Origin of the sequence: Serratia sp. CY37869 (assembly GCF_052168895.1) — a bacterium.
Lineage (GTDB): Bacteria > Pseudomonadota > Gammaproteobacteria > Enterobacterales > Enterobacteriaceae > Serratia > Serratia ureilytica.
This window is the reverse complement of sequence record NZ_JBJNLU010000001.1, coordinates 1049349-1062129: the sequence shown is the minus strand read 5'-3', so window position 1 is coordinate 1062129 and position 12781 is coordinate 1049349. Positions and strand designations below refer to the sequence as shown.

General features: G+C 58.0%; 9 protein-coding genes. 4 read left to right on the top strand and 5 right to left on the bottom strand.

What is annotated here, in order from left to right; genetic code table 11:
• Positions 1 to 29: 29 nt before the first annotated feature.
• The 3 genes from ACJ8J1_RS05085 to ACJ8J1_RS05075 form a co-directional block, all read right to left on the bottom strand.
• Positions 30 to 992: an NAD-dependent epimerase/dehydratase family protein gene (locus tag ACJ8J1_RS05085; RefSeq protein WP_033643442.1), complete on the bottom strand. Its 963-nt coding sequence runs from the start codon at positions 990 to 992 to the stop codon at positions 30 to 32.
• Positions 993 to 1170: 178 nt separating this feature from the next.
• Entirely contained in the window at positions 1171 to 2070 is a 900-nt protein-coding gene (locus ACJ8J1_RS05080; protein ID WP_033643443.1) for a transcriptional regulator, read from the bottom strand.
• 771 nt (positions 2071 to 2841) lie between these two features.
• Positions 2842 to 4236, bottom strand: coding sequence for a NarK family nitrate/nitrite MFS transporter (locus tag ACJ8J1_RS05075; protein ID WP_033643444.1), 1395 nt, complete (start codon positions 4234 to 4236; stop codon positions 2842 to 2844).
• A gap of 351 nt (positions 4237 to 4587) precedes the next feature.
• Here ACJ8J1_RS05075 and narX point away from each other — a divergent pair, with 351 nt between their 5' ends.
• Together narX and narL are read left to right on the top strand one after the other, a co-directional pair.
• Positions 4588 to 6372, top strand: coding sequence for a nitrate/nitrite two-component system sensor histidine kinase NarX (gene narX, locus ACJ8J1_RS05070; RefSeq protein WP_033643445.1), 1785 nt, complete (start codon positions 4588 to 4590; stop codon positions 6370 to 6372).
• A 10-nt stretch (positions 6373 to 6382) separates the two neighbouring features.
• Positions 6383 to 7033 (top strand): two-component system response regulator NarL, encoded by a 651-nt coding sequence (gene narL, locus ACJ8J1_RS05065; protein ID WP_033643446.1) that lies wholly within the window; start codon positions 6383 to 6385, stop codon positions 7031 to 7033.
• Here the strand turns inward: narL and ACJ8J1_RS05060 are convergent.
• A complete protein-coding gene (locus ACJ8J1_RS05060; RefSeq protein WP_033643447.1) occupies positions 7030 to 8541 on the bottom strand; it encodes a YchO/YchP family invasin in 1512 nt (503 codons plus the stop codon). The two genes, narL and ACJ8J1_RS05060, sit on opposite strands and share 4 nt — an antisense overlap.
• A 433-nt stretch (positions 8542 to 8974) precedes the next feature.
• Here ACJ8J1_RS05060 and ACJ8J1_RS05055 point away from each other — a divergent pair, with 433 nt between their 5' ends.
• Both ACJ8J1_RS05055 and ACJ8J1_RS05050 read left to right on the top strand, forming a co-directional pair.
• On the top strand, positions 8975 to 9757 hold the full coding sequence (locus tag ACJ8J1_RS05055; RefSeq protein WP_080273393.1) for a prepilin peptidase: 783 nt from the start codon (positions 8975 to 8977) through the stop codon (positions 9755 to 9757).
• A gap of 97 nt (positions 9758 to 9854) precedes the next feature.
• Positions 9855 to 11123, top strand: coding sequence for an EpsG family protein (locus ACJ8J1_RS05050; RefSeq protein ID WP_033643448.1), 1269 nt, complete (start codon positions 9855 to 9857; stop codon positions 11121 to 11123).
• Positions 11124 to 11185: 62 nt separating this feature from the next.
• Here ACJ8J1_RS05050 and ACJ8J1_RS05045 read toward each other — a convergent pair whose 3' ends face one another.
• Positions 11186 to 12769 carry an ABC transporter substrate-binding protein gene (locus tag ACJ8J1_RS05045; RefSeq protein ID WP_033643449.1) on the bottom strand — a complete coding sequence of 528 codons (1584 nt, stop codon included), beginning with the start codon at positions 12767 to 12769 and terminating at the stop codon, positions 11186 to 11188.
• Positions 12770 to 12781: the final 12 nt, after the last annotated feature.

Genomic DNA, 12781 nt, shown 5'->3' with positions numbered 1-12781 from the left:
TATCGAAATAACGTCAGCGTGCGATTAAGTTATCTATCAGAAAACTCATGTTTAATGGTTCTTTCGATTGCCGAATCAAGTTCGACCGGCGCCACGAAATTATTCTGCACATTGCTTTTAAATTGCGTTCTGGCGCAGAATTTCTGCACTCTGACGCGACTGATTGGAAATTTCTTGCGACTTATTTTACTCACGACATCCAATGCGGTTGCGCCGCATATTCCCAAGGCGTAAGGAATGCGAATCGTCTTATTTTCCCTGCCCAATGAAGAGGAAATAACGTCGACCAGCTGATTCATCGTAAAGTCCGGTTTATCGACATAGTTGCTGACCTGATAACTGGACTGCTGATCCAACGCATGCTCCAACCGTGCAGCAATATTCTCGACGTAAGCCATCGACTTCATATTATTGCCGCTGCCAATCATCACGAAACGGCCGCTGGCGATCTGGCGGAACAGGTTATACACGTTGCCGCGGTTGCCTTCGCCGAACACCACCGTCGGACGGATGATGGTCAATTTATTTGCGGCGTCTGCCTTGCGCCAGGCCTCATAAACATATTCCGCCTCGAGCTTGGACTTGCCGTAATGGTTGAAAGGTTCAAAACGCCCTTCTTCGCCGGTTTCCTGCTTGACGAACCCGTAAACGGCGACCGAGGAGGTGAAAATGATTTGGCGGATATTCAATGCAGAGGCGGTCATGCAGACATGACGTGCGCCTTCGACATTGACCTGATAATAGAGCGAAATGGGATCGACATTGTCCTGATGCTCCGCCGCCAGATTAATGATGGCGTCACAGCCCGCCAGCGGTTCTTGCAAAGTCTGAGGTTGAGTCACATCGCCATACTGATAAAGGGATGGAAAATGTGCACTGGGTTGCTTATCGACGATGACCAATGTCAGATCATCGCGCTTACTGAGACGTTTCGCCAGGCGTGTTCCGATAAAACCGGAACCCCCGATAATAGCTACTTTACGCTTATCCATAATTTGTCACTCAGCAGGTTCTCATTATTCCCGTCACCCGATTGGGACAGGCGCTAATACGCGTTAGGTAATGAGTTCCAGACTGGACAAATCGAACCTGGCTTTCAAATAACAAATAATGAAATAAAAGATTTCATCAAATGTAAAATTATCGCTATAGATAAAACCTCATTCAGCGCTAATTTTTAACATCGTAAGCAACTTGATATTGCAAGGTTTTATTCGGCAATATGAGATTAATCCGACCTTTACCGGTGGAGGAAGAGGTCTCATATTTTACCGGCAATTTCAGCTGGCCTTGTTTAGGATCGACACATTCGATGGTGGCCAGATCCATGTTCTCTCCCTGGTACAGACAGAACAGCGTTTGCGGGCTGTTGGTATGGGGATTATTCAGCGTCAGCGTCAACACCACGCGCGTGTTGTTCTGAATATCATTGATCACCGGCGGACGGGTTTGGTTGCCCAGGACATATGAAAAATGTGAAATAACCAGTAACGAGGCGAACACCGTCAGGTATTTCACCACGCGACTGGCAGGCACGCTGAAAAAGCGGCGCACGGATAGCGACTTCTTTTCATGCGCCGGATCTTGAGAGGAATCCATCGCCGCAACAGGCGCAGAAACGAGGGTCGATTTACGCGGCTTAACTATTTTCTCGTCGTTGGCTACAGGCGATTCATTTTCACTTTCAGAAAGTTCCGCTTGAATATCAACGTCAATATCATCGTTACCGTTTAATATATCATCATCGGCGTAGTCTTCATCTTCAGATATAAAGTGAAAAGCCGCTTGATTTTCCACCTTGTAACCCAAGCGTGGAATGGTTCTGATAAGCGTGTGTTCCGAATCGCTAATTTTCTGACGAATGGATTTAATTGTTTGATTTATCGTTGAATCTGAACAATAGGTTCCTTTCCAGATATTTTCTATAATTTCCGTTCGGGTAACCAGCTCGGGGGATCTGGCGACAAGCAGCGAAAGAATTTGATACTCCTTCCAACGCAGACGGAATTTCTCCCCGGCAGGAGTCAGAACATCGAGATTCCTAATCTTTATTCTTTTATCAAGATTCACTTTTAATTTCCTTAGCGTGCCTGTCCTGCACACTTTGTATAGAAATATCAAAAAATGTTCAAGAAATTAAATGTAAACTCAACAGGTTGCATTCATCGGATATTGGCTTTTATAAAAATTTTCTGATTTCATTTTTTACATTAAGCCTGATTCAGGATGTTCCGTTTATCCAAACGACTCTATTTCCCTGTTGGTAACATGGATTTCTTTCCTGGCTACCGTAAAATTCAAACTAGCACCTCTTTGATTTAGAAAGAAAAAACTAACGGCGTTGCTTGATTGTTAATCGAATGAAATTGTGAAATTTCATTCTTCGCCCTGAATTCATTCTGTTTTTCCACCTAATCTGAACGTCAGATAGACTACAAAAAGACGGAAAAAACAGAATGAGAGTTATCTGATTTAACTCCGGCGTTCATTCCATCCAACGGGCGCAGCATCTAAGACAAAACCCTATTGCTGATTTTATAATACGCACATCAATTAGGTATTCTCCTAAGCAATTTCATTTAAACGCAGGAAAAAGCATTAATTGTTTAATAGTAAGAACACGCTCAACAAAACGAAAAAACCGCGTGAATAATATAAACCTTTTGTGAGAAAGGATTCATACATTGAGAGATATAACTATAAAAAAAGAAAAAAACGGCAAGCGGGGGTGAGAATTTTACCTAAAGGCAGAAAATTTCACTGAGGAGGAGAAGAGAGAAGTTTCGGTATGAACGAAATATCCCTCCCCTGTCGGGAGGGATAGAGAAAGTCGTTTGACACTCAGGCTTTTTTCTTGCGGCCATACACCGTCCAGGTGATCACGACGCACAAAATGTAAAACACCAGGAACACTTTCATCGCGCCCGCAGGTGAACCGGTCAGCGCCAGTGAGGTGCCAAAGGCCTGCGGAATGAAGAAGCCGCCGGCGGCGCCAATCGCCGAGATAAAGCCCAATGCGGCGGCGGAATCGGTTACCGCCTCACGCTGCGCGCTTTCATCGCTGCCGCCGGCCGCTTTAACGCGATCGACGGTGATTTTGCGGAAAATAACGGCGATCATTTGGAAAGTCGATCCGCTGCCCAGCCCCGCAGTGAGGAACAGCACCATAAAGATACCGTAGAAGGCGATGAACGACCCGCCCTCGCCCGCACTCGGCAAGGTCAGGAACAACAGCGCGGCAAAAACGGCCATGACCACAAAGTTGATCAACGTCACCCGCACACCGCCGAAACGGTCAGACAACGCGCCGCCGACCGGCCGCGCCAGCGCCCCCAGGAACGGCCCGAAAAACGCGTAATGCAAGATCACCACGTCGGGGAACTGCGTCTTCGACAGCATGGCGAAGCCGGCGGAGAAACCGATGAAAGAGCCAAAGGTCGCGAGATACAGCAGACTCAGCATCCACAGATGCCCACGCTTGAGCACCGGCAGTTGCTGACGCAGTGATGCCTTGGCCGCCGCCAGATCGTTCATGCCGAACCAGGCCGCCAACGTGCCGACCAGCAGGAACGGCACCCAGATCCAGGCGGCGTTTTCCAGCCACAGCTGGCCCCCCTCCACCTGGTTTTGCGCCGTGCCGCCAAACAGGCCGAACAGGCTGAAGGAAATCGCCAGCGGCGCGACCAGCTGCATGACGCTGACGCCCAGATTGCCCAACCCGCCGTTGAGCCCCAACGCCCCGCCCTGACGCGCTTTCGGGAAGAAGAAGCTGATGTTGGCCATGCTGGAGGCAAAGTTGGCGCCGGCGAAACCGCACAGCAGGGAAATAATGACGAACACGCTGTACGGCGTACTGCTGTCCTGCACCGCAAACCCGAGCCACAGGCAGGGCACCAGCAGGAAGCAGGTGCTGATGGCGGTCCAGCGACGGCCGCCAAACAGCGGGATCACGAAGGAATACGGTACGCGCAAAATGGCGCCCGAGACCGACGGCAGCGCCGTCAGGAGAAACAGCTGGTCGGTGGTAAAATTGAAGCCGACCTTGTTCAGGTTGACCGCGACGGCGCTGAACAGCATCCAGACGCAGAATGCCAGCAGCAGACACGGAATGGAAATCCACAGGTTGCGGGTGGCGATGCGCTGGCCACGCTGCTGCCAAAAAGCGCTGTCTTCAGGGCGCCAGTCCTGAATCAGCGCACCGGTTTTCTTTGATGAAGGCGTTGCAAGTTGCGACATAAAAACCTCAGACACGGGGGATCATTCCGCACACCCTAGGGGGCGGCCCCGGCGGCAAAGTTGATGTATATCAACCCGCATGCAAGTAGTTGGCGGCGGAAATGGCGCCTTCATCCCCTTAGGGGTACGCCCTAACCAAAAATTAAATCCATTTAAATCAATCAACTAATCACTATCACTTTCGTTTTCTTGCCGTCTCGACGCGCCCCTGGAAACTAATGGGTACTTCATTCGAGGTATGGGGTTATGCGCAGGGATAATCAAAAATACGGCTGAATCGTGACTTGTTTAGCCCCATCGCCGCCTTCGCCCCTGAGCTTCAGCGGCGCCAAACGCCAGGAATCCGCACTTATGAAACGCCTGTTGGCCCCGCTTTCGATCGTGAATCAGGTCGCCCTGCTGATGTTGCTGTCGGGCATGCTGGGCGTGGCCGGCATGGGGATTTCCGCCTGGATGTCGCAAAGCATTCAGGGCAACGCGCACGCCATCAACAAGGCCGGCTCGCTGCGCATGCAAAGCTACCGGCTGCTGGCGCAGGTGCCGCTGGATGAACGGCACGAAGCGCTGATCCGGGAACTGGAGCGCGACGAAAACAGCCCCGACCTGCAGCGTTCGGTGGAGCAGGAAGGGTTGACGCAGCCTTTCAACGCCCTGCGCGACTATTGGCAACAGACGCTGCAACCTCGCCTGCGCAGCGCGCAGCAGCCGGCCGACGCCGCGCCCCAGGTCGCGCACTTCGTGCGGTTGTTGGACAAGCTGGTGTCGGATATCGACAGGCAAACCGAACGCCGCCTGCTGATGGTGACGCTGGTGCAGGCCGGCTTTATTGCGCTGACGCTGCTGCTGTTGATCGGCACCACCTGCTACCTGCGGCGCCGGTTGCTGCATCCCTGGCGGCAACTGGTGGAGATGGCCCTGGCGGTAGGCCGCGGTGATTTTAGCCGCCGCTTTGCGCAGCGCGGCCATCAGGATGAAATGGCGTCGCTCGGCGGCGCGTTGAACACCATGTCCGACGAGCTGTCGGCCACCTACAGCGGGCTGGAGCAGCGCGTGGCCGAGAAGACCGCCGACCTGCAGCAGAAAAATCAGGTGCTGAGCTTCCTCTATCGCGCCAGCCGCCAGCTGCACGCCAGCGAGCCGCTGTGCAGTCGCCTGACGCCGCTGCTCAACCAATTGCAAACCCTGACGCCGCTGCGCGCCATTCAGGTGCGGCTGTATGAAAACGACAGCCGGGAACCGCTGCTGCAGCTGAGCGGCAACCAACCGCTAAGGCCGGAGCATTGCCATAACCCGGTGTGCAGCGCCTGCCTGAACGACAGCGACCGCCAGTATCCCAACAATCCGTCGCTGAGCTGGAGCCTGAGCGACAAGCTCGGCGACTACGGCGTGATCGTGGCGCAACATGCGCCGCAGCAACCGCTGAACGATGAACATCGCCAACTGATCAATACCCTGGTGGAACAGCTGACCAGCGTGCTGGCCATCGAACGTCAGGTCGACCACCAGCAGCAGCTGATGCTGATGGAGGAACGGGCGGCGATCGCCCGCGAGCTGCACGACTCCATCGCCCAATCGCTCTCCTGCCTGAAAATGCAGATCGCCTGTCTGCAGATGCAGGGGGAAACGCTCTCTGCCGCCAGCCAGGCGCTGGTGCAACAGATGCGTGAAGAGCTGAACGGCGCCTATCGCCAACTGCGCGAACTGCTGACCACCTTCCGTCTGCAGTTGACCGAACCGGGTCTGCTGGCGGCGCTGCAATCGACGGTCGCGGAGTTCAACCCCAAACTGGGCCTGACCATCAGCCTCGATTATCAGCTGGGGCCGCGCACGGTGCCGGCCTATCAGGCCATACACCTGCTGCAGATCGCCCGCGAGGCGCTCAGCAACATCCTTAAGCATGCCGCCGCCAGCGAGGTAAGCATTCAGGTCATCAATAAACGCGGCGAAGTGACCCTGAGCGTATGCGACAACGGACGCGGCCTGCCGGCCGAGACCTCTCGCCCCGACCATTACGGCTTGATCATCATGCGCGATCGCGCCAAGAGCCTGCACGGCCGCTGCGACATTTTACCGCGCAGCGGCGGCGGCACCGAGGTGCGGGTCAGCTTCACGCCGGATAACCACGCCATCGACTAACGGAGACACCATGACGACAGAAACCGCCGCCACCATCTTACTGATCGACGACCACCCCATGCTGCGCAACGGCGTAAAACAGCTGATCGGCATGGACGCTCGCCTGCAGGTCATCGCCGAGGCCAGCAACGGTGAACAAGGGGTCGCGCTGGCGGAGCAGCACGATCCGGATCTGATCCTGCTCGACCTGAACATGCCCGGCATCAACGGGCTGGAAACGCTGGATCGCCTGCGCCAGACCGATCTGTCGGGGCGCATCGTGGTGTTCAGCGTATCCAACCATGAAGACGACGTCGTCAGCGCGCTCAAGCGGGGCGCCGATGGCTATCTGCTGAAAGACATGGAGCCGGAGGATCTGCTGAAGGCGCTGCATCAGGCGGCGGCCGGGCAGATGGTGCTCAGCGAAACGCTGACGCCGATCCTCGCCGCCAGCCTGCGGGAAAACCGCCCAAGCGCCGAGCGCGATATTCAGCAACTGACGCCGCGCGAACGGGATATCCTGAAGCTGATCGCCCAGGGGCTGCCGAACAAGCTGATCGCCCGCCGCCTGACCATCACGGAAAGCACCGTCAAGGTACACGTCAAACACCTGCTGAAAAAGATGAAGCTGAAATCCCGCGTCGAGGCCGCCGTGTGGGTGTTGCAGGGTAAAAACGGTTAATCGTCGCCGTACAGCGGCCCGGTTTGCGCCGGGATCGGCGGCGGCGTCAGGGTTTGGATCGGCGGCTGATCCGCTTCATCACCGGCGGTCGCCGTCAGCGGCGGCGCCACTTTCAGTTCTATCCAGTTAGACGTCACGCGCTGCTGTTTGTCGTCCTCCAGCGTGACCGACAGCCGATAGCTGTTGGCGGCGCCCGGGGCGTCATCCCACGGCGGCACGATCGCCGTCCAGCCCTGCGGGTCGTTGGCATTGTGCGGCGGCGTCAGGCTCAGCGCCTGCGTATCCCCCTGCCAGCTGACGTGAGAAATCCCGTGCAACGCCTTGATTTCCAACACCAGCGGCACGGTTTCCCCCGCCTGCAGGCTCCACGGCGGCGTGGCCAGGAACACCTGCAGCGTCTTGCGCTGGCGGAACTCCAGCACCGGCACGTTTTTACGTTCGACAGGATCGTAGCGGCTGCCGCGCAGCGACTTGGCCTGCGCCACATACTCCGGCGAAATCTGCTTGACCAGCGGCACCCCGAGACGGTAGCTCAGCGCCAATTCCACCTGATCCTGGCTCTGCCCGCCCGCACCAATCTTATGCAACGCCTTCATCGTCACCAGCGGCACCGGGGTATAGTTGAGCCCCAGCTGCATCGCGCGCGGATCGTTCTGTTTCTTGCCGCTGCCGAACAGATCGACATTCTCGCCCAGGTACTGTTCATAGCTGAGCGAACCGCCGATTTGGCGATAGAACGGCAAATAGCCCTGCGTCGTGATGTCGTAACCGCGCGCCGGACGGTTGAAAAATACCCCATCGCCGGGCTGTTGCGACAGCGCCGACAGCGGATAGTAATAGTTGGTGGAGAAACGCAGGTAGTCCCCCCAGGCTTCCGCCCCCACGCTGCCGCGATTGCGCTGCCGGGCGAAATCGCTGTCGAGCGCCGTGTTGTAACCCAGCAGCCAGTCACCGGCGATCCAGCGTTGCCCCAGCGCGACATTGCCGAGCGCCCCGGTGCTTTGCTGCAGCCAGCCGATTTGGCTGTAGGTCAACAACCCATCGACGTCGTACAACGGGCTGAAGAGCTGGCCGTTGCTGCCGGTAAAATCGCCCTCGCCGTTCATCTTCAGCGACAGCCGGGCGGTTCCCAACGGAGACAGCAGTTCTTGCGCCTGTTGCTGCAGCGCGCCGGTCGCCTGCCCCAGCAAATAATCTTCAGCGCGGCTGCGCATCTGCTGACGTGAAACGTTGTTCAGATCTTTTTCGCCGAGCTGTTTGGCCATCTCGGCCCACTGCTTCTCGCGCGCGGCGTCGTCGGGCGCACCGCCCAGTTCGGGCAAGTTCGCCGCCGGATCTGCGCCGGCCTGTTCGGAAGAGATAACGCTGTCCGGCGCCGGTGGGGATTCGGCGCACGCGGGCGCCGCGCCGGCCAGCCACACCAGCGGCCCGGCCAGCCACGCCGTCTGGCGTCGGCGCCAGAATCGTTTTTTAGTCTTGATGAGTACTGCCTGAATGACGTCTTTCATGACACCGTTGGCTTCCCTCCTTCCTGGAGCACGCCAACCCACTGCTTTGCCGCCGCCATTCCCGCGACAGCGCTGAAAAACCTCACGCCCCCCAGCCCGGCGGGGGCGCCTATGTCCTCATAGCCTAACGGCTTGACGAGCAGAAACAATAGGATAAACCCCAATCGCTCCCCAGTGACGTCGTCACTTGTACCCTTTACCGATCCATTCCGGCCGCCAGGTGAATTCACCGCATTTTAGCGCCGATTTTGCCGATAAAAAGCACAGTACCCCGTGGCTGCGCGCCACCGCGCAGGGCAGTGTACACCCCTGCAATACGCAGCGTGGCGATGCGAACGCCTGCGCATTCCTCACAACCAACCGCGTTTTCCCCTGATGAAATACGCATTTTGCCGTTATTTTAGCCGTCTGTTCTACGACTGGCGGAGTCCGGATGTTGCTTTCTTTACTGTGGCACGCGCTGTTTTTCACCACGCTGCTGTCGGCGGGCCTGATCGCCTTCGCGCTCATTACGTGGCTGGAACGCGTGGAGGGCGTCAACGGTCGCCCACAGAGGTTGCGCCTTCAGGGGCCCCTGCTGACGGCACTGGGGCTGGCGTTGGCGACGTTGCCTCTGAGCCTGGCTGCAGCGCCTCGATGGGGGTTAGCGCCGGCCGCGGCGCTCCTGATCGCCCTGGCCTGGCTGGACTGGCGCCATCGGTGGCTGCCTGATCGACTGACTCAGCCGCTGCTGTGGGGCGGGCTACTGTGCAATCTTGACGCTCGCTGGGCGCCGCTGGAAGACGCCGTGCTGGGTGCCGTCGCCGGTTACGGCGCGTTATGGCTGCTCAATGCGCTCTACCGGCTGACGCAGCGGCGCAACGGCATCGGCCAGGGCGATTTCAAACTGCTGGCGGCGCTGGGTGCCTGGCTCGGCTGGACGATGTTGCCACTGCTGGTCTTTCTGGCGGCGGCGTTCGGATTGGGCATCGCGTTGGCGCGTGGCCTGCACAACCGCCGAGCCTGGCGAACGCCGCAACCTTTCGGTATCGGGTTAGCGGCGGCTGGCTGGCTATGCCTGCTGACCGGTCCCGGCTCACCTGGCCCGCAGTGGAATTTCATTTATTTCACAGCATCAACCTCACATGAAATCGAGGCAGAACGCGGTTCTGCGCATTTCGCACCGTTTTTACCCAGCCTCGCCGACGGCCATTTTTCCGCTGCCGGCAAGGGATGATAACCCGGTGAAATTTTGCCTATTTCACCAAAACTCACTGTGTCCCTTTAGGCCCCGGTGTTATGTTCCCCAGCTGGATCACGCCATGGAGCATCCCATGCAAAACCCGGTCAGGCCACTCGCCGCCCTTCCCGACAGCGAACAGGCGCATTCTTCCGTGCAATGGCTGCTGCTGGGCGCCGTCGCCATCACAGGCGTTTGGTTCGCCCCCTATTTATCGTTGGTGATTTGCAGCGGCTTGATCGCCGCCTTTATGCTGCTGCGCCAGCAACCCGATCGCGTGCTGAATCTCACCGCCTTCCTGCTGCTGACCGTGATATCCGCGGTGCCGCTGGCGACGAAGAACCTCGAGCCGGTGATGAACGACAAGGTGAACTACTACCTTGAGATGCAGCAGTACAGCGGCTACGGCCTGATGGACTGGTTGGCGCAGTTTTCCGGCACCGACTTTGTCTCGCACCTGTTGTTTAAACTGACTGCCACCTGGTTTGGCGTCGGTAATGGCGCATTCGCCGCCTTCTTCCTTATCAGCTTTTCGCTGCTGGCGCTGGGCGTTTACCGCCTGTCGCGCACTTACTTTGCCGTGATCCTGTTTTTGTTCTGCTGCCAGTACAATTTCCAGGGGCTGTACGGCAACCTGTTGCGGCAGGGGCTGGCGCTCTCTTTCCTGGTGCTGGCCGTGTCGGAGCAGCACCGCGGCCGCATGCTGCTCTGGATCGTGATGGCGTCCTTCAGCCATTTTTCCGCTTTCCTGTTTCTGCCCTATCTGCTGCTGCCCGCGCGCTGGCGCACCGTGGGCACCCTGCCGGTGCTGGCGCTGTTCGCCGCCTGTTACCTCGGCGGCGCGGTGCTGATGCCTAAACTGATTGCCGTCGTCGGCAACGACTTTCTGGCCTCGCGCGCCGAAGCCTACGTCAGCGGCGACTTCGGTAATAACCCGGTGCGCAAAATCCAAATCACGCTGCTGTACGTCGGCGTGGTGGAGGCGCTGTATCAATTCGCCCGCTACAAGTTCCGCGCGCCATCGCCTCAGTTTGTACAAGCCGCCTATGCCGTGCGCCTGATGTTCCTTTATAACTGCGCGGTGTTCTTCGCCACCATCAGCTTTGAAGAGGTGGCCAACCGTTATTCATTCAACATGATGATCTTCGTGCTGATCTTTATGGTGATGGTATGCGGCAATCTGAAAGACGCGGTAAGCCGGGTGCTGCTAACGTTGCTGTGCTTCTCTCTGGGCATCGCGTCCTATCTGTATATCAACCAGGTCGGCGTGCAGCAGTTTTGGTACGGCGATCTGCAGGCGCTGGTGACCGACAGCCTGCCGACAATCCTCAATAAGCTGAATCTCGCCGGCACGCCGTGGTGAGCTCGCCGCGTTAACACCGGCCAGGCCCCCTCTCCTCTCGGCGGCGAGGGGGCATTTTTCGTTCACGGCTGCGTTTTATTCACCCGATCCAAATACAGCATGCTGTTGGCGATATCCACCCGGGCATCTTCAACATTGTCCCGTAATGCCACCAGCGTTTGCCCCTGCAGCGCCAGCACATAAGGCGAACTGGCCTGCAGTTCCCGTTGCAGCGCGGCGTAACGTGCGCTGCGCGCTGCGCTGTCGCCTTCCGCAGCCGCCGCACGCGTTTCCGCGCTGATGGCGGGAATGCTCCACTGGGTGCGCCAGGCCAGGGTCTTCGGCCCGCCCGGCACATTGTAGGCAAAGGCGCTGGCGTTGGTGTTCGGATCCAGATAGTCGGCGCCCCAATAGGTGAAGATCGCCTGGAAATCGCGGCCGCGCATCTTGCCCCACAGATCGCTCTCCACCACCGGATGAATGTCCAGCCGTAGCCCAGCCTGCGCAAAGCTGGCCTGCAGCGCCTGCGCGATGTCGGTATACGGCGGCTGGTTGATGACGATCAGGCTGATGCTTGTGCCCTCGGCGATGCCGGCATCGCGCAGGATCTGTTTGGCCTTGCCCACATCGAGCTTAAACGGCCGCTCGTCGAGCGCACCGTCCAAGCCCTGCGGCAAGAAGGCCTGATGCACGCGATATTGCCCTTTCAGCAACCGTTCGGCGATGCTCTGATAATCCACCAACCAGCGCGCCGCCTGCCACAGCGCCGGATTGCCCAGCGCCGGGTTGTCTTTGCTGCCGGTATTGAAACCGAGGTAATACACCTTGGGCGCATCGGCCTGCTCAATGCGCACGCCCGGCGCTTTGCGCAGCGAGTCGAACTGGTCAGCGCCCAGATCGTAGGCCACGTCGGCATCCCCCTTCAGCAACAGTAAACGGCGGGTGCCGGCATCGCTGACGTTCTTGAATAACACCGTTTTCAGCCGGGCCGGCGACGGCGCGTAGTCGTTGCGGCCAAACAGCAGCGCCTCATGCGGCACATAGTTATTCACCCGATACGGGCCGCCGCCGGCCGAATGGTTGCGCAGCCAGGCGTTCCCGAAGTCCCCCTGCTGCGCGTGTTCGCTCAACAGCTTCTCATCCACGATCGAAGCCACGTTCGCCGTCAGCAGCCGCAGCGCCAGCTCGCTGCCGATGTTGGCCGACCAACTGAGCTGCACCTGGTTATCCCCGATCTTCTTCAGCTGCTGCTCGACGTTATCCGGCGTCCAGCCAAACTCAGCGAGAATAAAGGACGGCGCCTTGTTCAGCTTCACCGCACGCACCAGTGAGTAAATCACGTCCTCGGGACGCAGCGGATTGCCGGAAGCGAAACGTTGCTGCGGCTTCAGGGTAAAGATCAGGCTGCGCCCATCGGCGCCCGCTTGCCAACGGGCGGCGGCGTCCGGCACCAACTTTTGCGGCGCACCGCGATCCGGCGCCACCAGGCGCTGATAGAGATTGACCAGATTGGCCGAGCTGACGGTTTCAAAGCTCTCCGCCGGATCGAGGCTGATGATGCCCTCGAGCGAACTGACCACCACCAAGGTATCCGGCGGGGTGGCGGCCTGCGCGCCGAAAGCGGTCGCCAGCGCGCCATACAATAAGGTTGGGATTAACCGTTTCATCGATACACTCTC